General features: G+C 46.7%; 21 protein-coding genes. 14 read left to right on the top strand and 7 right to left on the bottom strand.

All coding sequences use genetic code 11. The annotated features are described in order from the left end of the window. Positions 1-288: 288 nt before the first annotated feature. Positions 289-2,013 (bottom strand): phosphoenolpyruvate--protein phosphotransferase, encoded by a 1,725-nt coding sequence (gene ptsP / locus KNQ04_RS02010; RefSeq protein WP_214846950.1) that lies wholly within the window; start codon positions 2,011-2,013, stop codon positions 289-291. A gap of 355 nt (positions 2,014-2,368) precedes the next feature. On the opposite strand from ptsP, the gene KNQ04_RS02005 reads away from it, so the two are divergent. The 3 genes from KNQ04_RS02005 to KNQ04_RS01995 are packed head-to-tail and all read left to right on the top strand — an operon-like array spanning position 2,369 to position 4,621. Next, a complete protein-coding gene (locus KNQ04_RS02005) occupies positions 2,369-3,802 on the top strand; it encodes a leucyl aminopeptidase (protein ID WP_285801158.1) in 1,434 nt (477 codons plus the stop codon). Then, the gene (locus tag KNQ04_RS02000) at positions 3,799-3,969 is read left to right on the top strand and encodes a hypothetical protein (RefSeq protein WP_214846949.1); all 171 of its coding nucleotides are present in this window, start codon (positions 3,799-3,801) and stop codon (positions 3,967-3,969) included. The genes KNQ04_RS02005 and KNQ04_RS02000 overlap by 4 nt, the downstream gene beginning before the upstream one ends. Continuing rightward, entirely contained in the window at positions 3,950-4,621 is a 672-nt protein-coding gene (locus KNQ04_RS01995) for a DUF429 domain-containing protein (RefSeq protein ID WP_214846948.1), read from the top strand. The genes KNQ04_RS02000 and KNQ04_RS01995 overlap by 20 nt, the downstream gene beginning before the upstream one ends. Here KNQ04_RS01995 and ytvI read toward each other — a convergent pair. Next, positions 4,601-5,725, bottom strand: coding sequence for a sporulation integral membrane protein YtvI (ytvI, locus tag KNQ04_RS01990; RefSeq protein ID WP_214846947.1), 1,125 nt, complete (start codon positions 5,723-5,725; stop codon positions 4,601-4,603). The genes KNQ04_RS01995 and ytvI overlap by 21 nt on opposite strands. Before the next feature lie 85 nt (positions 5,726-5,810). Here ytvI and KNQ04_RS01985 point away from each other — a divergent pair, with 85 nt between their 5' ends. Together KNQ04_RS01985 and KNQ04_RS01980 are read left to right on the top strand one after the other, a co-directional pair. After that, positions 5,811-5,999 (top strand): hypothetical protein, encoded by a 189-nt coding sequence (locus KNQ04_RS01985; RefSeq protein WP_214846946.1) that lies wholly within the window; start codon positions 5,811-5,813, stop codon positions 5,997-5,999. Beyond that, positions 5,962-6,852 carry a MazG nucleotide pyrophosphohydrolase domain-containing protein gene (locus KNQ04_RS01980; RefSeq protein ID WP_251136814.1) on the top strand — a complete coding sequence of 297 codons (891 nt, stop codon included), beginning with the start codon at positions 5,962-5,964 and terminating at the stop codon, positions 6,850-6,852. Before KNQ04_RS01985 ends, KNQ04_RS01980 begins: the two co-directional genes overlap by 38 nt. 650 nt (positions 6,853-7,502) lie before the next feature. On the opposite strand, the gene KNQ04_RS01975 is transcribed toward KNQ04_RS01980, so the two are convergent. From KNQ04_RS01975 to KNQ04_RS01955, 5 genes are read right to left on the bottom strand one after another with little or no spacing between them, the layout of a single operon-like run. After that, complete coding sequence (locus tag KNQ04_RS01975; RefSeq protein WP_214846945.1) at positions 7,503-8,690, bottom strand: aminotransferase; 1,188 nt, start codon at positions 8,688-8,690, stop codon at positions 7,503-7,505. Further along, on the bottom strand, positions 8,687-9,184 hold the full coding sequence (locus KNQ04_RS01970) for an Lrp/AsnC family transcriptional regulator (protein ID WP_214846944.1): 498 nt from the start codon (positions 9,182-9,184) through the stop codon (positions 8,687-8,689). The genes KNQ04_RS01975 and KNQ04_RS01970 overlap by 4 nt, the downstream gene beginning before the upstream one ends. 5 nt (positions 9,185-9,189) lie before the next feature. Then, on the bottom strand, positions 9,190-9,984 hold the full coding sequence (locus KNQ04_RS01965; RefSeq protein ID WP_214846943.1) for a glycosyltransferase family 2 protein: 795 nt from the start codon (positions 9,982-9,984) through the stop codon (positions 9,190-9,192). Positions 9,985-10,041: 57 nt separating this feature from the next. Next, on the bottom strand, positions 10,042-10,281 hold the full coding sequence (locus tag KNQ04_RS01960) for a NifU N-terminal domain-containing protein (RefSeq protein ID WP_029331228.1): 240 nt from the start codon (positions 10,279-10,281) through the stop codon (positions 10,042-10,044). 13 nt (positions 10,282-10,294) lie between these two features. Next, a complete protein-coding gene (locus KNQ04_RS01955; protein ID WP_214846942.1) occupies positions 10,295-10,534 on the bottom strand; it encodes a DUF1871 family protein in 240 nt (79 codons plus the stop codon). Positions 10,535-10,987: 453 nt separating this feature from the next. On the opposite strand from KNQ04_RS01955, the gene KNQ04_RS01950 reads away from it, so the two are divergent. From KNQ04_RS01950 to KNQ04_RS01910, 9 genes are all read left to right on the top strand, one after another. Further along, positions 10,988-13,255, top strand: coding sequence for a ribonucleoside-diphosphate reductase subunit alpha (locus KNQ04_RS01950; protein WP_214846941.1), 2,268 nt, complete (start codon positions 10,988-10,990; stop codon positions 13,253-13,255). A gap of 16 nt (positions 13,256-13,271) precedes the next feature. Further along, positions 13,272-13,760: a flavodoxin domain-containing protein gene (locus KNQ04_RS01945; RefSeq protein WP_159173458.1), complete on the top strand. Its 489-nt coding sequence runs from the start codon at positions 13,272-13,274 to the stop codon at positions 13,758-13,760. Beyond that, positions 13,729-14,772 (top strand): ribonucleotide-diphosphate reductase subunit beta, encoded by a 1,044-nt coding sequence (locus tag KNQ04_RS01940; RefSeq protein ID WP_214846940.1) that lies wholly within the window; start codon positions 13,729-13,731, stop codon positions 14,770-14,772. The genes KNQ04_RS01945 and KNQ04_RS01940 overlap by 32 nt, the downstream gene beginning before the upstream one ends. 391 nt (positions 14,773-15,163) lie before the next feature. Continuing rightward, the gene (yugI, locus tag KNQ04_RS01935; protein ID WP_012371159.1) at positions 15,164-15,556 is read left to right on the top strand and encodes a S1 domain-containing post-transcriptional regulator GSP13; all 393 of its coding nucleotides are present in this window, start codon (positions 15,164-15,166) and stop codon (positions 15,554-15,556) included. Between the two features lie 135 nt (positions 15,557-15,691). Then, on the top strand, positions 15,692-16,858 hold the full coding sequence (locus KNQ04_RS01930; protein ID WP_214846939.1) for an iron-containing alcohol dehydrogenase: 1,167 nt from the start codon (positions 15,692-15,694) through the stop codon (positions 16,856-16,858). A gap of 113 nt (positions 16,859-16,971) precedes the next feature. Next, positions 16,972-18,321: a glucose-6-phosphate isomerase gene (locus KNQ04_RS01925; RefSeq protein WP_214846938.1), complete on the top strand. Its 1,350-nt coding sequence runs from the start codon at positions 16,972-16,974 to the stop codon at positions 18,319-18,321. Positions 18,322-18,454: 133 nt separating this feature from the next. After that, the gene (gene ytkD, locus KNQ04_RS01920) at positions 18,455-18,928 is read left to right on the top strand and encodes an RNA deprotection pyrophosphohydrolase (protein ID WP_214846937.1); all 474 of its coding nucleotides are present in this window, start codon (positions 18,455-18,457) and stop codon (positions 18,926-18,928) included. Next, positions 18,900-19,643 carry an alpha/beta hydrolase family protein gene (locus KNQ04_RS01915; RefSeq protein ID WP_214846936.1) on the top strand — a complete coding sequence of 248 codons (744 nt, stop codon included), beginning with the start codon at positions 18,900-18,902 and terminating at the stop codon, positions 19,641-19,643. Before ytkD ends, KNQ04_RS01915 begins: the two co-directional genes overlap by 29 nt. 156 nt (positions 19,644-19,799) lie before the next feature. Continuing rightward, positions 19,800-21,056 (top strand): EAL and HDOD domain-containing protein, encoded by a 1,257-nt coding sequence (locus KNQ04_RS01910; protein WP_214846935.1) that lies wholly within the window; start codon positions 19,800-19,802, stop codon positions 21,054-21,056. The last annotated feature ends 13 nt before the right edge of the window (positions 21,057-21,069 follow it).

Here is a 21,069-nt window from a genome sequence, read left to right as displayed (position 1 = left end):
CTCGTCTTCAAAGTGGAAATCGGTCGCGCTGCTACAGCAAAGTTAGGATCGAGACCGATTGCTTTTCGCGGTTCTTAAGCGATTCGAGACGGATTGCGCCTCGCCCGAGGAAAGCAACGAAAAAAGACGCTTGATCTCCCGCACCAAAGGAGTTCTTTAAAAACGCAAACAGTGGGACGGATTTTAAAATCCGTCCTTTATTTGTGTTGGACACTACTAACGAGAAGCAGTAATTCTTTTTGACACGACAAAAAAACACGCCCCAGGATGAGGCATGTCCGAAAAATCTTATTTTTTGATATCGAATGTCGTGCTGAGGAAGTTGACGACGTCTTCCGCTGTATCCATATCGAGTACTTGATCAACGATTGCTTCACACTCTGTTTTGTTCAAGCGCGTCATCAAGCTACGTGCGCGAAGGACAGAAGAAGCAGACATTGAGAATTCGTCGAGTCCGAGTCCGAGGAGGATTGGAAGTGCGAGTTCTTCTCCAGCCATCTCACCACACATACCGACCCATTTACCGGCTTTGTGTGCTTCTGTGATGACGTTGTTCAAGAGGTTCAAGATAGCAGGGTTGAACGGTTGGTAAAGATACGATACTTTTTCGTTCATCCGGTCTGCTGCCATTGTGTATTGAATCAAGTCGTTTGTGCCGACCGAGAAGAAGTCGACTTCTTTCGCGAATTGTTTCGCCATGACTGCTGTCGCTGGAATTTCGACCATCATCCCGACTTCGATGTCGTCAGAAACCGTTACACCTTCACCTTGCAGGTTCGCTTTTTCTTCAAGAAGTAACGCTTTTGCTGCACGGAATTCTTCAAGTGTCGCAATCATCGGGAACATGACAGCAAGTTTGCCGTATGCACTTGCGCGGAGCAACGCACGAAGTTGTGTCCGGAACAAGTCTGTTTGGTCCAGGCAAAGACGAATTGCACGGTATCCTAGGAACGGGTTCATTTCGTGTGGAAGGTCCAGGTATGAAAGTTCTTTATCTCCACCGATATCAAGTGTCCGGATGACGACTTTTTTATCGCCCATCGACTCGAGAACTGTTTTGTATGCTGTGAATTGCTCATCTTCGGTCGGGAACGTTTCCGCATCCATGTAGAGGAACTCCGTCCGGTAAAGACCGACAGCTTCTGCACCGTTCTCAAGCACACCTTTGACATCGTTTGGTGTTCCGATGTTCGCTGCAAGCTCGACGTGATGACCATCTGCTGTAACTGTTTTTTCGTTTTTAAGTTTTTTCCACTCTTCTTTTTGAGCGATATATGCGGAGCGTTTTTCTTCGTACTCTGCAATTTGTTCGCTTGAAGGGTCGACGATGACATCGCCTTCTGCTCCGTCAAGAATCAAGAAATCACCGTGTTTGACTTCAGTCAAGACGACTTTTGTCCCGACAACTGCCGGGATTTCAAGAGAACGTGACATGATCGCCGAGTGCGAAGTCCGTCCACCGATGTTCGTCGCAAAACCTTTTGCGTACTTCCGGTTGAGTTGGGCAGTATCTGAAGGCGTCAAGTCTTCTGCGATGATGATGACTTCTTCGTTGATTTGCGCAGGAGTGACGAATGTAATACCGAGAAGGTGCGCCATAGTCCGTTTTGTTACGTCGCGGACGTCAGCTGCACGCTCACGCATGTATTCGTTATCCATCGATTCAAAGATGCTGACCATCATTTGAGCGACTTCGTCGAGTGCTTGTGCTGCATTTGTTTTATCGTCTGCGATTTTTGCGTTAACTTGGCTGACGATTTCAGGATCTTCAAGAATCAATAAGTGAGCGGAGAAGATTTCTGCTTTGTCTGCACCAAGTTCTTTTAATGTGTTTTCACGGATGATTTCGAGTTCACCTTTTGATTGAGCGATTGCTGCTTGGAAACGTTCCTGTTCAGCTGCTGTATCCTCGATTTTATTCGTTGGAATGTCAAAGACAGGTGTTTCCATCACGAATGCCTTTGCAATCGCGATCCCTGCAGAAGCGCCAATTCCTTTGATATGCTGTGCCATGTGCATTACCCTCTTTTCAGTAATTTTTTTCGCCGCAGCGACGTCGATTCTCTGCTATCTATAGATACCCATAAACGCATCTCTCTTAACGGGTCGGCTGCGAACTCTCCCTTTGAATGAAAACGTAGACATTTCTGTCGTTACCAAAATGAACGTTTATATGAAGTGCCTGTCCTTTTCACCTGTTAATCCTATCACATTGTGAAACGGGCAACAATTGTTTGAAGCCGTGCATTTCGACAAATTAACGAACGCTAAAAATGAGAACGTTTTCATCGTTGTTGAAGGCTATCAGTTGGAAAATAACATGAAACACTTCATACTAATTAGTATGACTAAAAGGGGGATTTTAAAGATGCGATTGAAACAAGTAAACCAGGAAACAGCTGTCGAAGTACTTGTCGTCGGTATTTCAGGAAACGCACAGATGGAAGAACGGATTCAAGCACTCTATCCGGAGCGCTTTGAAGAGTGGGTCCGGGGTGGCGATATCTCGACAAAACAAGGCGAACTCCGTTTATTGCCGACTTTGACAGGAAACGTTGCCCGCGTCCTTTTCGTAGGACTGGGGAAAGCGGACCGTCTGTCGCACGATGAATTACGTCGTCTACTCGGGAAAGCCGCTCAGTTCTTGAAAACACGGAAACTGTCTAGCGTAACGGTCGATGCTGCGACATTCCCAGGAAAACCGGTCGAACTGATCGCAGAGACGTTTTCACTTGCTACATATGACGTCAAGCACTATAAAACAGGACCAAACGCTTCGTACGAACTTGATTTGACGATTTGGTCGGATGAAGGGGAGCAAGAGGTCGTCCGTGGTGAGGCACTCGCTGAAGCAACGAATTTAGCACGTCGTCTCGTGACGATGCCTGGGAACATCTTGACGGCTCCAGCACTCGCGGAAGAAGCTCGTTTCATTGCAGAACGTCACGGACATGCGTTAAAAATTATTGAAAAAGAAGAGATGGAAGCACTCGGAATGGGTGCGATGCTTGCTGTTAACCAAGGTTCGACCGTACCACCAAAAATGATCGTCCTCGAATACAAGGGAGCAGGAGCCGCAGCACCAATCGCCGTCGTCGGGAAAGGTGTCACGTTCGATACGGGTGGTTACTCGATTAAACCGAAAGATGGAATCGTCGGTATGAAGGGTGACATGGGTGGAGCGGCAGCTGTACTCGGTTTATTTGAAGCACTCGGTCGCCTCAAACCGAACGTCAACGTCCTCGGGGTGATTCCGGCAACGGATAACATGATTTCAGGTGATGCATTCAAACCGGACGATGTCATTACATCGATGGCTGGAAAAACGATTGAAGTCTTGAATACGGATGCGGAAGGTCGTCTTGTCTTAGCCGACGCCGTCACCTATGCAAAAGAATACAATCCGAAGATGATCATTGACCTTGCGACGCTTACAGGTGGCGTACTCGTAGCGCTAGGAACAGAAATCACAGGAGCATTGACGAACGACCAAGCTTTGTACAGCCGTTTTGAAACTATCACAAAAGAAACGAATGAAATGATTTGGCAGATGCCATACGTCGATCAATTCATCAAACAAGTGCGCCGGTCGGAAGTCGCTGATTTAAATAACTCACCAGGACGGATGGGACACATGATCTTTGGCGGAGCGTTCGTCGGTGAATTCGTCGGAAAAACACCATGGCTCCATCTTGATATTGCTGGAACATCCGAGCAAAATGCAGCGTCAGAGCTTGGTCCAAAAGGGGCGACGGGTGTCATGGTCCGTAGCCTGTACCGCTTCGCTGAACAAGAAGGATGAAACGTCTGAATTTACTCTTACTTGTCATGACGGTGCTCAGCATCGTCTGGTATGTGGAGTCAAGGACACAAGTTTCGTTAGCGTGGGCTACCTTTTTAGGTGTCTTCACGATTTTGTCACTGATGAAATCATTCCGGGAGAAAACGAATGCACGTCACCGGGATTGATGCGGCAAAAGCCGGCTGGGTCGCCGTCTCGATTGAAGAGGGACGGTTTTCCTATCAAATCGTCGAGCAGCTCGAGCAATTGAAACCGACCGACGTGCTCTACATCGACATGCCAATCGGACTTGAGACAGGAGTGCGACGTCTTGTCGATCAGCTGTTACGAGACGAGTTGAAGCCGGGGCGGACAAGCAGTGTGTTTAATGCGCCTTTAGTGACAGCGCTTGACGCGCAGGACTATGCAACCGCAAACGAGCAGTCAAAACAAATTGCAGGACTCGGCTTATCAAAACAAGCTTGGTACTTGTTACCGAAGATTCGGGAAGCCCGGAGCTACTACCGAACCGGCATGCATGAGGCGCATCCGGAAGTCTGTTTTGCCCGCCTGACGGGACGACCGGCCCGACATAACAAAAAGACGATTGACGGAGTCAATGAACGCATCCATCTCTTACAGCAGTATGGTTGCCCGGCATTTTGGGAACAGCGGATAGCGGGTGTCGCGACGGACGACTGGATCGATGCCTGTCTGCTTGCCGTCGCTGCGACCTGTCCGGTGGAATATATGCCAAGTGATCGACCGGTCGATTCGACGGGGCATCCATTATATGCGGCAGTACCTAAAAAATCACCCTCACCGGAATGGTGTGGGTGATCCTTTAATAAAGTCCCATAAGTAATGGAAGATTTGGGCATTATATAAGGCTTTAATGATGACAGCGACGAGTGGTCCGAGAATGAGACCGAAGACGCCGAAGAACTTAATGCCGACGAATAGGGCAATCAATGCGGTGATCGGTTGGATGCCGATGTTGTCACCGACGATTTTCGGTTCCATGATATTGCGCTGTAAAATGACGACCGCATAAAGAATGCCGAGTCCAATCGCGAGACCCGTATTCCCCGTGATGATTGAGTAAGCAATCCAGGGTAAAAAGACGGACCCCGTACCAAGGTAAGGCAGGATGTCAAAAAAGGCGGCAATGAAGGCAATCGCGAATGGATGATCGACACCAAGAATCAAGAGACCGATTAAGACGATGAAAAAAGTAATCGTAATCAAGGTCAACTGCGCCTTCATATATCCGAACAATGCCGAACGTAGGCTCGAGACGACGGTTTCTGCCCGGGCGAACCAGGGAAACATCTCATACTGTTTCATCCGGATTTCATATTTGTGCCAGTCTTTCGCGAGGAAAAACCAGGCAAGCAAAACAATGACGAGAATCAAGGCAATCGAAGGTAAAGTCGCTAAGATACTTTGGAGCACGGTTGCGATACTTTTTGAGCCTTCACCAATGAAGCTTGCAAGTGAGCTTCCGAGCGATTCAATGCTATTTTGAACGGTATTTTGCTGCGATGGACCAAGTGACCGGAGCGCTTCGGAGGCGTCGTTCCACATCGGTGCCAATTTATCATTATAGAGCGTCTGGAAATAAAAGCTCAGCTCTTGAATCTGTGCCGGTAATTGATTAGCGACAAACACGAGTCCGCGAATCAGCTGCATGATGATTAAGACGAGGGAACCAATCAAGAGACCACTCATTAAAATGATTGATAATAAGGCACCCCATCCGCGGTTGATGCGAAGGCGTTTTTGAAAAAAGTCGACAAGCGGACGACTGAGTAAAGCTAACAAAAAAGCGAAGACGAACGGATACATCAACGACGATAAGCGGATGATGATCCAACCTGTGAGAAACAAGGCGAGTATGACACCGATGAAACGAGCCAATTGCCAAAGACGTTCAGTCGACACGAGCAACACCTCTTATAAATATGTAATACCATCATCATAGCATGTTCAGGAAAGAGAACGTAGCTCAAACAGAGGAGGAATTCGGATGAAACGAAAAGAAGTCGGATTAATGGTTTCATTAGCGATTGCAAGTGGTGTAGCAATCCGCGAATGGCGCAAAAATCGGAAGTTCGCGGAGCAGTTCAAACAACAGACAGAAGCGCGGTTGATCAAAGAAATGACGGAGGTCGAGGCAGATGCAGGAGATGATACGACTCCAACACACGGTCGATGAGACCATTCGGGCGTTAGGCGGTTATTTCCGTCCATTATCCGGACTTGCGCGGCTGATTGAAGAAGTCGGTGAGGTCGGAGAAGCGCTCGAGGCGGGGGACGAGGCGTCACTTCGTGCGGAACTCGTCGATGTCTTGATGATTTCAACGTGCCTTGCGAATCAGTACGTGACCGATTTAGCGTCGGAACACCGGCAGTTACAGACAGCAGAGGATACAACGGCAGCATCGTTTTATCGGCTCGTCCATGAAGCGGGGCAGGTCGCACGTGTCATGAACGGATACGAAGGCGATAAGCCACCAAAGAAAACGGAAGCTACTTTGACCATCGGGACGTCAATCGCCCGTCTGCAGCGCGAACTATTCCGCTTTGCCCGTCCGTTACAGCTCGAGTTATTACGAGAAATCGATCGGACGAATGAAAAAAATCTGGCGCGTGACAAAAAACGGTTTGCGTTGACACGGGATCCGATAACGGAAGCGACGCTTGATCATTACCGGAGTGCAACCGGGAGTGAAGAACGTCTTTGGGGAGCGCCGACATATGAAGAGACGTTATCGCTAGAAGCGAACGTCGAGCAAGCGCTCCCCTCGTTACGCCGGTTCTTACGCTGTGCCCGAAATGAAGGCATTGATGCTTTTGTGATCGAAGCACCGATTGAACGAAGTGACCAATTGGTTGCTGTTAAAGAAAAGGCGGAAGAAATCGGACGGATTATCAAGGAGCAAACTCCGTTATCGTTCAAGGAGGCGCCGTACCGGATCGATGTGTATGCCTCACAACTCGGTCCAGTTTCTCCATTTCATTCTGAAGATGACCACCGTATGTTTTTGTTGCTTTACATTGATGCGTGAGTAGTGGGTAGGTTGAGATACGAAAACAACGACAAAATGGGGCGGACTCATAAGTCAGACGAACATCCATCCTCGTGACGGACGTTTCCGTCCTCGATTAATCGAATGGCCGATGATCCCACTTTTCAGGGAATCATCGGCCATTTCGATGCAAATTCTTCTTTTTCATGATGGTGTAGTGTGTGCGCGGGACATGCCTGAAAAAGTCCTGAGTCAGTTAATCGATAACCATCCTCACTTTTGAGTCAGCCCCTTTTAGCGTGTAGACAAACGCTTATGAAACGTGAACATGCTTTTTGCTTTAAAAGCGATTCGAGACGGATTGCGCTCTAAACCGTCTGCATGCCCGGCTTTCCGTCACGGTATAACGAAAAAAGACGCTTATCTCTCGATTGCACATTGTCTACAGTCTGAGTGCGTTTTTGACACAGCTTGCACCTCGCCCGAGAAAAGCAACGAAAAAGACGCTTTATCTCTCGATTGCACATTGTCTACAGTCTGAGTGCGTTTTTGACGCAGCTTGCACCTCGCCCGAGAAAAGCAACGAAAAAGACGCTTTATCTCCCGATCACACGTTGTCTACAGTCTGAAGCGAACCGCCCGATGAGGTGGTTCGCTTCTTTGTGTTTAAAAGGAAATCGTCAATAACATCATGTCAGACGATCCGCGGCTACCGCTTGTTGTTCGAGTTGTTGCATGAAGCGGTTGATCCGCTGGATGGCTTCTTGCAGTTGTTCGATTGAACTGGCGTAGCTCGCGCGAACATACCCTTCACCACTTGCCCCGAAGACGGAACCGGGAACGACGGCGACACGTTCTGCTAATAGCAGTTGCTCTGCAAAAGACTCGCTCGACAAACCCGTATGCCCGATATAAGGGAAGGCATAAAACGCGCCACCAGGTGAATGTGTCGGGAGACCCGCCTCGTTCAAGGCTTTAACAAAGTAGTTACGGCGTTGGCGATAACTGCGGACCATGTCAGGGACCGTCTTATGCCGTGAACGCAGTGCTTCGATTCCTGCGAACTGAACGAGTGTCGGTGCACACATCATGCCGTATTGATGGACCTTCAACATACACTCCGTGATTTCTTTTGGTGCACAGGTAAAGCCGAGACGCCAACCTGTCATCGCAAAGGCTTTTGAAAAACCATTGATGATGATGGTCCGTTCACGCATATCAGGGAGTGTCGCGAAGCAAGTCGGATCTTCTTCGTAGGACAACTCTGCATAGATTTCGTCACTGATGACATATAAATCATGTTTTTTTGCGAGAAGCGCAAGGTCGGCGAGTTGATCACGCGTCATGACAGAGCCGGTCGGATTAGACGGAAAACAAAAAATGATCGCTTTTGTCCGTGCTGTGATGTTGGCTTCAATCGTTTCCGGTAAGATGGCGAATCCATCTTCCGGACGACAGGCAGCAGCAACTGGTATCCCACCTGCGAGCTCAATCAAAGGTGCATACGAGACGAATGCCGGCTCGACGACGATGACTTCGTCACCTGGATTGATCAGCGTCCGAAAAGCTAAGTCGAGTCCTTCCGATGCACCGGTCGTGACGATGATTTCGTCAGCGACTTGATAATCCATCGCAAACTTTTCTTGCATATATGTCCGGATCTCTTGGCGTAACTCGACGAGGCCGGCATTGGCGCTATAGGCAGTATAACCTTGCTCGAGTGCGGAAAAACTAGCTTCCCGGACGTTCCACGGGGTGACGAAGTCGGGTTCGCCGACACCAAGCGAGATAACATCTTCCATTGACCCGGCTAAGTCGAAGAAACGACGGATACCGGATGGTGCTAACTGTTCGACGCGTTCCGAGAGTGACTTCATGGGGACACCTTCAATCGTTTATCGCCGTCATCCTGACTGAAGAGGACACCATCGTGTTTATATGTCTTCAGACGGAAATGTGTCGTCGTCGAAATGACGGAATCGAGTGTCGATAGTTTCTCAGAGACGAACTGGGAGACCTCTTGGAGCGACTTTCCGTCGAGGACGACTTGTAAGTCATACGCCCCTGACATCAAGTACAGGGACGTGACTTCCGGAAAACGGTGGATCCGCTCTGCGACTTCGTCAAATCCGCGCCCCCGCTTCGGTGTGACCTTGACATCGATGAATGCCGTGACACCATGATGGGTATTGATTTTTTGCCAGTCGATGACTGCCGTATAACCAAGCAAAACACCGTCTTCCTTGAAGCGGACGATTGAAGACGTGACTTCGTCCGTCGTCATGTCGAGCATTTGTGCAGCGAGTGTCACATCGACAGGACCACTTTGGGATAATAACTCTAAGAGTTCTAATTGTTTTTCTGTATACATGTTATTCACTCACTTTCTGTCAGTCGTCCGTCGAACGTCCGGCGTGTCTTGCGTAAACGGGACCGTCGTTCTGCTTGGACGATATGAAAATTTTTCATTTCCGTTGTTGGTAGGTCGTGTTTTTCAACGAGCCGGTCGAAATAGACGCGGCGTGACGCGTCTTGCTGCGCGGATTGGTGATTCCCGGACGGATTAAATGCGTATAATACGGTCGCACGGGCTGGGTGGAGCACGAGGTGGTCTTTTCCGACACGGAGGATCCAGTCCCAGTCCCAATAGTTAAAGACGTCTTCATCGAACGCACCTAACGTTTGATGGAGTGACTTGCGATACATCGACCCGGACGGGATGTACGTCGAGTCGTGTTGCATCGCGTCCCGGTCGTATGGGTAGGCGAACGGTTCCGTCTCGAGGACGACGCGTCGTCCGTTTTCAAAGCGGTACGTAAATAGTTCTGCATCAGAATAGGTCAAGTCGGCTCCAGCTTCTAAATCGCCGACTGATTCAGCGAGATGTGTCGGTAACAATAGATCGTCATCATCATGAAGGACGATGTATTGACCGTTCGCAATCGTGACACCGTGATTCCGTGCCCGGACATGATGGTTTTCAGGCAAATCGACATGCGTCAGTGTCAACCGGTCTTGAAAAGCCGCGACGACAGAAGCAATTGAATCACCATTGTTGTTCAAGATAATGACTTCAAAATCTTTAAACTGTTGGCGTGTCAGTGCTTCAAGGGCTTCTGACAGTTCACGCAGCCGATTGTAGGTCGGGATGATGACAGATACCATGGGCATAAGAATCGTCTCCTTCAACAAAGACACCTGCAACATCCAGGTGTCTTTTCGTAATAATTACATATGTTCTTCGATGACTGGAAGCAGTTCGTTCCATTCAGCTGTCGGTTCTTTCGTGACGGTGATGAAGTCACCGTAAGCGAACAGGTTATCGATCCCATCGACGGTAATCAAGGCTGCGAGCAACGCGTCCTCCGGTGTATCGTCTTTTTTGACACTTGTACTTTTTGATCCAAAACGATCACCGTCGAGCGTGATTTTTACTGAATTCGGGTTCGGTGTGTAGTCTACTTGCATAATAAGTCTCCTTTCAAAGTTCACACGGGTCTTCGCACAAAAGTAAATTCGTGGCGAGAGTAGTTAGTTCCTGCTGATCGGGCTGTTCATCAAATGATTCTTCAAACACATCACCGATTGCTTGCGCAAGTGGCGTTACTTGATCATGAATCGTCATTAAGTTCAGTATAGCAGACATTTCCGTTGGATAATTTCCTTCCCCTAAATCAAATGGATCGTATTTATACAGGAGTTGTTCTAAAGATTTTTTCATGCCATCCTCCTTTAATTCAATTAAATATTAATACAAAATAAAGAAAATAAAAAAACAAAAATAAGAAAGGGTCAAACGAACTCGAAAAAAGATTGATGCTTTATCTCATAATAGTTTTTAAATGTCTCAAATGCCTTTAAATTGCGAGTCGATAAATTTGATTATTCCTCCTATTAGTGTTCTATTAAAGTCAAGGATTGTATTAAATAAAATGTGCGGTTAATCTACATATTGTATTGTGAGAGTTATATGGGTCCCTAAATGGTCAATATATAGTTTGGGATTCGTCTCAATCGGTTATAGAGTTTATAACACTATAACCGATTGAGACGAATTCTATTTTTTATGATAGAAGTGGTAATTATGTTATACATAATGTTGTTTTATCAACTATTTTCATTTTTGGATTCTAATAAAATTTATATAAATAATGCACAAAAGGAGTGGTTCATAGTGGCATCTCCACTGAATACAGCACGCATCTATCAGGGTGCAATGACAATAGAAGACGTAGAATTCGTGATTCAACAAGTGACAGCGTCTTATCCAGAACTCAGTATCGAACGTTATTCAGAACGTGCGATCCGGGCGCTCGAAGGGAAAACGCTCCAGGCCGATCAAGTGTATGAATTATTGACGATGCATGCGCTCGACATGTTAAAAGCAGAGGAACCGAACTGGACGTTCGTCGCGACAGCAACATACTTGAATCGTCTGTATTTAGAGGCGGGTGAAAATCGTGGATATGCAGCAGATGAACGTTATGGATCGCTTTACACGTTGATTGAAAAGCTCACTGAAATCGGTATTTTCACACCACATTTACTTTCAGCCTACACGAAGGATGAAATCGAAGAACTCGCTGCGACGATTGATCCGTCACGCGATCAGCTCTTCACATATATCGGTCTCCGGACGTTAGCAGACCGTTATCTCGCGCGGGATCACGTAAAAAAATTATATGAACTACCGCAAGAACGCTTCATGATCATCGCGATGACGTTGATGCAGACAGAACCGCAAGAACGCCGCGTCGAGCTTGTCAAAGAGTCGTATTGGGCATTGTCGAACCTTTATATGACGGTTGCGACACCAACGCTTTCGAATGCCGGGAAATCATACGGACAGTTATCCTCTTGCTTCATCGATACGGTCGACGACTCGCTCCGGGGGATTTACGACTCGAATACGGATGTTGCGACACTTTCAAAAGGTGGCGGCGGAATTGGTGTCTACATGGGTAAAATTCGTTCGCGCGGTTCAGACATCAAAGGATTCAAAGGTGTTTCGAGTGGTGTCATTCCATGGATGAAACAGTTGAACAACACGGCAGTCAGTGTCGATCAGCTCGGGATGCGTCAAGGTTCGATTGCGGTTTACCTCGATATTTGGCATAAAGATATCCTTGAGTTCCTTGACGCAAAACTCAACAACGGAGATGAGCGGTTACGGACACATGATCTCTTTACAGGCGTGAATTTACCGGATCATTTCATGCGTACGGTTAAGGCGCGTGGGGACTGGTATTTATTCGACCCACACGAAATTCGGACCGTGATGGGCTTTAGCCTCGAAGATTACTTCGATGAGACGGAACAAGGCGGCAGCTTTACTGAAAAGTATGAAGCTTGTGTCAACGAACCACGTCTCAGCCGGACAAAAGTTTCGGCGATCGATCTCGTTAAACGTTACATGCGTTCGCAACTCGAGACCGGAACACCGTACATGTTTTTCCGTGACGCGGTTAACCGTGCCAACCCGAACAAACATGCCGGCATGATTTATTCTTCCAACCTCTGTTCGGAAATCATGCAAAACATGAGCCCGACGACAGTGACGGAAGAATACACGGAAGATGGAAAAATCATCATTACGAAAACACCGGGCGATTTCGTCGTCTGTAACTTATCTTCAATTGCACTTGCGCGCGCCGTTCGTTCGGATGTCCTCGAACGATTGATTCCGATTCAGATGCGGATGCTCGACAACGTCATCGATTTGAATACGATTGATGTCCCGCAAGCACAAATCACGAACCAAAAATACCGTGCCGTTGGTCTTGGGACGTTCGGTTGGCACCACCTGCTTGCACTCGAAGGAATTCGTTGGGAATCGGTCGAAGCCGTCCAGTATGCGGATCGTCTGTACGAAAAAATCGCGTACTTGACGATTGATGCATCGATGCAACTGGCAAAAGAAAAAGGAGCATACCGTCTGTTCGAGGGGTCAGAATGGCAAACGGGTGAATACATCAAACGTCGCCACTACAAATCATCGAGCGAACTGAACTGGGATCGTCTCCAAGCAGATATCACAGCACATGGTATGCGAAATGCCTACTTGATGGCAGTGGCACCGAACTCGTCGACAGCAATCATCGCCGGTAGCACGGCATCGATTGATCCAATTTATAAAAAAGTCTACGCAGAAGAAAAGAAAAACTACAAGATTCCTGTGACGGTTCCGGATTTGACGCCGGACACGAACTGGTTCTACAAATCAGCGTTTGAGATTGATCAACTGTGGAGCATTCGTCAAAATGCATCACGCCAACGTCATATTGACCAAGCAATCAGTTTTAATCTTTATGTCAAAAACAATGTCAAAGCAACTGAATTACTCGAGATGCACATGGAAGCATGGCAACTTGGGATGAAGACGATTTACTACACACGTTCGACAACTGTTGAAATTGATGAATGTGAGTCGTGTTCGTCATAAGAAAGGGGACGATATCATGAAGGCAGCAATCGTATATGCGTCAATGAGCGGTAACACAGAGGAGGTTGCGGAACTGATTGCGAAAGCCTGTTCCGACATGCACGTCGAACCAACGATGATGTTCGCTGATGATGTGACGACATATCAATTAGCACCTTATGATATCGTCTATTTTGGTTCTTACACATGGGGTGACGGTCAATTACCGGATGAAATGCGCGACTGCCTGAAGCTTGTCTTAAAGGAAAGTCCGCACAAAATTCCGCAAGCTGCCGTCTTCGGTACGGGCGATAAAATGTTCGTCAAGTACTGCCGCGCCGTTGATGAAATGGCATACCATCTCGCAAAGTTTGGTGTGCCGCTCGCCGGTGAACTGTTAAAGATCGAACAGTCACCACGGAATCGTCCGCATACCGTCAAAGAATGGACGAAACGAACGATCCTGCAATTACAGCAAGAGGGAGTCGAACAACATGGAACAGTTACAAAAAATCAAACTGCTTGATGCCCGCCATCCGAATCGTGCGACAGCCATTATCGGTGGGGAGACGAGTTCAATCGTCAACTGGAACGATATCGCGTATCCGCAGTTTTATTCAATCTATAAACAGCTTTTATCAAACTTTTGGATTCCGGATGAAATTTCGATGTCAAAAGACATGCAACAGTGGAATCAGCTGAGTGAGCGGGAACAAGATGCGTTCGAACGGATCATCGGTCTCCTATCAATCTTAGACTCGGTCCAAACGCGTTACATCTTAGAGTCAGCCATGTTTACATCAGACGCATCGATCCATGCGATCCTTGCGATCATCGCACAACAAGAAGTCGTCCATAACCAGTCGTACAGCTATGTCTTATCGAGTCTCGTCCCACTATCGGAACAAAACCGGATTTTCGATATCGCAAAAGATGACGATATGGTCATGAAACGAAATGCCTTCATTCTTGATTTATATGAAGATTTTCAAAACGACCGGACACCGGAAAACTTTGCGAAGTCACTCGTTGCATCAATCGTCCTTGAAGGAATCAACTTCTATTCTGGTTTTGCCTTCTTCTATAATTTAGCGCGCCATCAAAAAATGGTTGGTACATCGACGATGATCAGTTACATCCAGCGTGACGAGTTGCAACACTCGTACTTCATCAGTCAATTGTTGCGTGCTGTCCTGACAGAACATCCAGACATCGATGCCGATGGTTCATTCACGAAGTTCGTTTATGCGACGTTTGAGCGTGCCGTCGATCTTGAAATCGAGTGGAGCGAGTATGTCCTGCGTGACTTGGATGGACTTGACGTCAGTGAGATGCGTGACTACGTCAAGTATCTTGCGAATAAACGACTCCGCGTCATCGGTCTTTCAGATTTATACGAAGGACACGACGAGGACGTCATGCCATGGATTCGTGCGTATTCGGATGACTCGATGAACGCGACAAAATCTGATTTCTTCGAACAGAAATCACGGTCGTACGCAAAAGTGACGGATGCGAACGGATTTGACGATTTGTAAGCCGTGAATGAATCTTTAAATTTTGATTGCTTCACAATTCGTTTTCCTTTACGCTAGGACAGGTGAGGTCATGCCCGACTCCTGCGGAAAAACAAGGCAATCATGACCCTGGAAGATGCAACGCATCTGAAGCGGCATGATGGCTTGTCCGCGGAAAGTGGGCAGACCAGACCGGTCCTTTTTATCTGTTTATTTTTTAGGTCAATCAAGAACTAGACAAAAAAAGGGCCGGACTCGAAAAGTCCGGCAGAATCAGGGGGAATACTTGAAGTCTTGCTACTGAAATGTTCCCTCGAGAAATAAAAAATAAACAATTTAAAAAATATTTTTTACCATTTGTAAAAAGTATGTTATTATAAGTTGATGAATTTAGTTAGGGAGTGTATAAACTATGGCAAACTTTGAAAAAGACCAAGTTGTTACTGGTAAAGTAACTGGTATTCAAAACTTTGGTGCTTTCGTAGCACTTGACGAGCAAACACAAGGTCTCGTCCACATTTCAGAAATCTCACACGATTACGTAAAAGATATCAACGATTACGTAAAAGTTGGCGATGAAGTAACTGTTAAAGTTCTCGACATCGACGAAGCTAACAAAAAAATGAAGCTTTCGATCAAAGCAACTCAAGAAGCTCCAAAACGTGAAGCACGCGCTAAAGGCCCACGCAAAAACGCTGGACGTCGCGATGCAGGTCCTGCTTTCAAACAAGAAGAAGCTCCTGGCTTCAACGTGTTGAAAGGCAAATTGGAAGAATGGATTGAAAAATCAAACTTCCAAAAATAAGAATGTTTAAGAGAATCGACATCGGTCGGTTCTCTTTTTTTCGTTTTTTTTGCGTTATAAGCATTAAAATAGATGCGAAAGGGGAATGTGTGGATAATGTAAGGTGTTCATTACTTATCAAGGGGGCAACACACAATGGAAAACTTTCAATATCGCAATCCAACGAAACTAATTTTTGGTGACGGTCAGGTCAGCCAAATCAAAGAAGAACTTAAAACGTTAAATGCTAAGAAAGTCATGCTCGTTTTCGGTGGCGGAAGTATTAAACGGAATGGTGTCTATGACGACGTTACACGCGAACTGAACGAAGCAGGAATCGAATATGTCGAATGTGACGGCGTTGAACCAAACCCACGCATCGAAACAGCAGAGCGCGGCATTAAGATTGCACGTGAAGCAGGCGTTGATGCATTACTTGCACTTGGTGGCGGTTCTGTCATCGACTGTACGAAATTAATTGCAGCAGGTATTCCATATGAAGGCGAAGCATGGGATCTCGTCATCGGGAAAGCAACACCAGAAACAGTTATTCCATTCGGAACAGTCTTGACACTTGCAGCAACCGGTTCAGAAATGAACTCTGGTTCTGTCATCACGAACTGGAAAACGCAAGAGAAGTACGGTTGGGGCAGCCCGCTTACATTCCCGACGTTCTCAGTTCTTGATCCAAAATACACGGTCAGTGTTCCAAAAGATCAAACGATTTACGGGATCGTCGATATGATGAGTCACTGTCTTGAGCAGTACTTCCATACAGCACATGCACCTGTCCAAGAACGAATGACAGAAGGCGTTATGCAAGCTGTCGTCGAAGCGGCACCAAAACTCGTTAACGACCTTGAGAACGTTGAGCTTCGTGGAACGATCCTCTTTGCAGGTACGATGGCACTAAACGGTGTACTCCAAATGGGAGCACGCGGTGACTGGGCATCACACAACATCGAACACGCGGTTTCAGCTGTTCATGACATCCCGCACGCAGGTGGTCTGGCAATCCTCTTCCCGAACTGGATGCGCCACGTGTTAGACGAATCAAACGCACATCGTTTCGTCACACTCGGTGAAAACGTCTTTAACGTCGACACAGAAGGTAAGTCAGAGATGGAAGCGGCTCATGCGACGATTGATGCAATCAGTGCATTCTGGACATCACTCGGTGCACCAAACCGTCTCGCTGACTACGACATCAAAGAAGATACAATCGACTCAATCGTGAAATCAGCAATGACACGCGGTGACTTCGGTAACTTCAAATCACTCGGTAGTGAAGATGTCCGTGAAATCGTAACAGCAGCGTTATAAGTTGCGCTAACATTTGCTAATCTTTTCACAAAAGACTTGAACGACCTTCCTTCTTGCGTTTTAATGAGAGGGAAGGTCGCATTTGTTTGCGAATGAATAAGGAGGACGATGGAATGACAACGGTACGTTTTGATTATTCGAAAGCATTACAATTCGTAGGACAACATGAAGTAGATTACATGGCAGACACGGTTAAGACATTACATGGAGCGATTCACAACGGCACAGGTGCCGGCAGTGACTTCCTCGGATGGGTCGACTTACCGACGAACTATGACAAAGCTGAATTTGCCCGTATTCAAGAATCAGCTGAAAAAATCAAATCAGATTCAGATGTATTGCTCGTCGTCGGAATCGGTGGATCTTACCTCGGAGCGCGTGCCGCAATCGAGATGTTAGGTCATTCCTTCCATAACCTATTATCAAAAGAGGAACGGAAGGCACCACAAATCATTTACGCGGGTCATAACATTTCATCGACGTATCTGCATGATTTGTTTGAAGTACTCGAAGGAAAAGATGTTTCGGTCAACATCATCTCGAAATCAGGGACGACGACAGAACCTGCGATTTCATTCCGGCTCTTGAAATCGTTCATGGAAGAGAAATATGGACAAGCAGAAGCAAAAAGCCGGATTTACGCAACGACGGATAAAGCACGTGGCGCGTTAAAAACGCTGGCAGACTCTGAAGGATACCAGACGTTCGTCATTCCCGATGATGTCGGGGGACGTTTCTCCGTCTTGACGCCGGTCGGTCTATTACCAATTGCTGCTGCCGGTATTTCAATCGAAGAATTGATGGCAGGTGCACGTGACGCACAAGAGAAATTTGCGAACGAAAACCTGGCTGAAAACGAAGCATATCAATATGCGGTCGTCCGAAATGCATTGTATGCAAAAGGAAAAACGATTGAGCTTCTTGTCAACTACGAACCAGCGTTACATTATGTATCAGAATGGTGGAAACAGTTGTACGGAGAATCAGAAGGTAAAGACTTCAAAGGGATCTTCCCGGCAGCGGTCGACTTCTCGACAGATTTGCATTCAATGGGTCAATACGTACAAGAGGGACGTCGTGATTTATTTGAGACAGTCATCAAAGTCGGTCAAGCCCGCCATGCATTGACGATTGAAAAAGATGCGCAAGATCTTGACGGTCTGAACTTCCTCGAGGGGAAATCAATCCAATTCGTCAACGATAAAGCAGCAGAAGGGACGTTGCTTGCCCATACAGATGGTCAAGTCCCGAACTTGACGGTCGAATTGCCAGAGATGACACCGTATCATCTTGGATTCCTGTTCTACTTCTTCGAAAAAGCCTGCGCGATGAGCGGTTATCTTCTTGGTGTTAACCCATTCGACCAACCGGGTGTTGAAGCGTACAAGAAAAACATGTTTGCCCTTCTCGGTAAACCTGGCTTTGAAGCAGAAAAAGCAGAACTTGAAGCACGCTTGAAATAAATAAAAAGACATCTCCTGAGCGTTCGGGAGATGTCTTTTTTTGTCATTCTCATCGATTCCCACGCACTTTCACTTTTAGAATGCTTTCGAAACAGGTAAAGTGAAGATAGAAGAAGAAATGAGGTGCACGTACGTGATTAGATTTTTAGATTATTATCAAAATCAAGTCGAGTTGAGTTTTGACGATCATCCTTTCTCGACAAAACCTCTCCATGTCTGGGTCATTGCCGTGTATGAAGGGAAATGGCTTCTGACACATCATAAGCAACGGGGATATGAGTTTCCGGGGGGGAAGGTCGAACCGGGTGAAACGGCGGAAGAAGCAGCACGTCGCGAAGTGATGGAAGAGACAGGCGGGCGTATCGCCAGTCTCGCGTACATTGGTCAATACCGCGTCGAAGGACGAGGGGATACGATCATCAAAAACATTTACTTCGCGGAAATCGAATCACTCGTCCCACATCTTGCCGTCGATGAGACGGATGGGGCCTTTTTATTAGAAGACCTCCCGCAACGTCTTGAAATGAACCGAAAATATAGTTTTATGATGAAGGACCGTGTCCTTCCGGAGACACTTCGTGTACTCGCCGAACGCCGATTGGTATGAGCTGCCGAGACAAGGTCCTTTTCGGACGTTTCGTGTCTATTATGAAACGTCTGATCGGGAGCGTGTCGGTGCATACGTTGTTTTACCGACGTGTCCGAATGGTCAAGGACTCCTCTATTTACGTGGCGGGACACGGAATATCGGAATGGTTCGACCGACACGATTGATGCAATTCGCACAAGCCGGTTTTTTCGTGATGGCGCCTTTTTATCGCGGAAACTTAGGGGGAACGGGGAAAGAAGATTTTGGTCACGAGGATGTACGTGATGCAACGGCGGCGTTTGACTGGTTAGCAAACTACGTAGACCGCGTCTCCGTGTTCGGCTTCTCTCGCGGAGGGCAGATGGCCTTACTGTTAGCACATCAACGCCCAGTCGCCCGTACCGTGTCATGGGCCGGGGTGACGAATCTTGTCTGGACGTATGAAGAACAACGGACGATGCAAAAGATGTTACGTCGTTTCACGGGAGGCGTGCCGGAGAAAAATCCGGATGCCTACCGAGTCCGGTCACCGTTGTTTGTATCGCCACAGGGACAAGTCTTGTTAATTCATGGCAGGTACGATCAAAATGTTCGTTTACGGCATGCGACGAATTACGCAGCGCGTTATCCGGCACAAACGGAGCTGCGCATTTATGAACAGGCGCACCAGTTTCCCATACAGGAAAAGTTTGTCGTGACACAGGAAATCATCGATTGGATGATTAATGAGTAATGTTTAAATTGCCCCGAAAAATAATCGGGGCAATTTTTTTGAGATACTTAACATTGATACATTTTAAAAAAGCGCTTTTTAATCCAAAATTGATATTTGATATACTAGAAGATATAAATGGAATGATTAGGGATAAAGACAGAAGGGGAGAACGGGATGGAAATCTTGTTGGCACGGCAACCAATTGTGAATCGATTGGGTGCCATTGATGCGTTTGAATTATTATATCGTTCCGTCGAGATGCCTGCTATTTTTGATGGCGAACTGGCGACGATGGATGTTTTGACGAATACATTGGTTCACTTAGGGGTCGACCATGTATCAGAAGGAAAACGACTATTCATTAATTTCACAGGCGATTTATTACAAGGTGAGCTGATTGATCACTTGGATCCTGAAAGGTTCGTCATCGAGATCCTTGAGACCGTCGAAATCGATGCGCATATATTAGCTGTATTAAAGAACTGGAAAAAAGCAGGATTTCAATTAGCGTTAGATGATTTCGTTGCAGATTTATTACGGAATCATGGTCCGGAGTTATTTGATTTAATTGATTTAATTAAAATTGATATCGAGGCGATCAATCCGAGAGAACAAAGTGCGATTTTACATATCGTAAAAAGAAACTATCCGCATATTCAATTATTGGCAGAGCGTGTCGAAACGCATGAAGATCATCTTCGGAGTCTCGATATGGGATACGATTGGTTTCAAGGGTACTTTTATGCGAAACCGATGTTGATGAAAGGCAAAGCGATTCCACCCCAGCTTCCCGTTTTATTAAAAATGCTGAAATGGCTCGATTCGGATGAACATTACGATGAAGTCATCGACGAAATTGAAGGAAATCCCTACATTAGCGTCCAAGTACTTCAACTCATCAATTCACCTGGGATTGGATTACGAAATACGGTCGGCTCGGTTCGACAAGCCATCTCTTTACTCGGGTTCTCTCAATTGAAGAGTTGGATTTCTCTGATCGTGTTGCGAGAAATGCGACTTGCGAGTCCTTACAAGTGGTCAGACGAGTTATTGCGTTCCTCCCTACATTGTGCCAAGTTATGTGAGCTCTTTGCACTCGAAACCAATACGCTACGTCCTGAGAGTGCCTACATGATTGGCTTGTTGTCGCATATCGATGCCTTATTATCTGTCAACATCGATGAAATCATCGATCAGTTGCCGATTGAGACGACTTTAAAAACGGTTTTACAAGGAAATGACCACCCGTTTCGTGACTGCCTGTTGCTTGCGATCAGTGCTGACCGAGGAGAATTTGAACAGTTTGAGAACCTGAGTAACCGATTTGGTATCTCGAACCAGCGTGCCTATGCGTTATTGAAGGAAAGTCAGGAATGGCTGATCAATAAAGAGCGTCATCTTCATCCGGATGAAGTAGATTCCATCAGCTGATTCCATGTCAAAC

Origin of the sequence: Exiguobacterium sp. s193 (genome assembly GCF_018618755.1) — a bacterium.
Lineage (GTDB): Bacteria > Bacillota > Bacilli > Exiguobacteriales > Exiguobacteriaceae > Exiguobacterium_A.
Note: the sequence above shows the minus strand (reverse complement) of the source record. Positions and strands in the feature narration are given on the sequence as shown.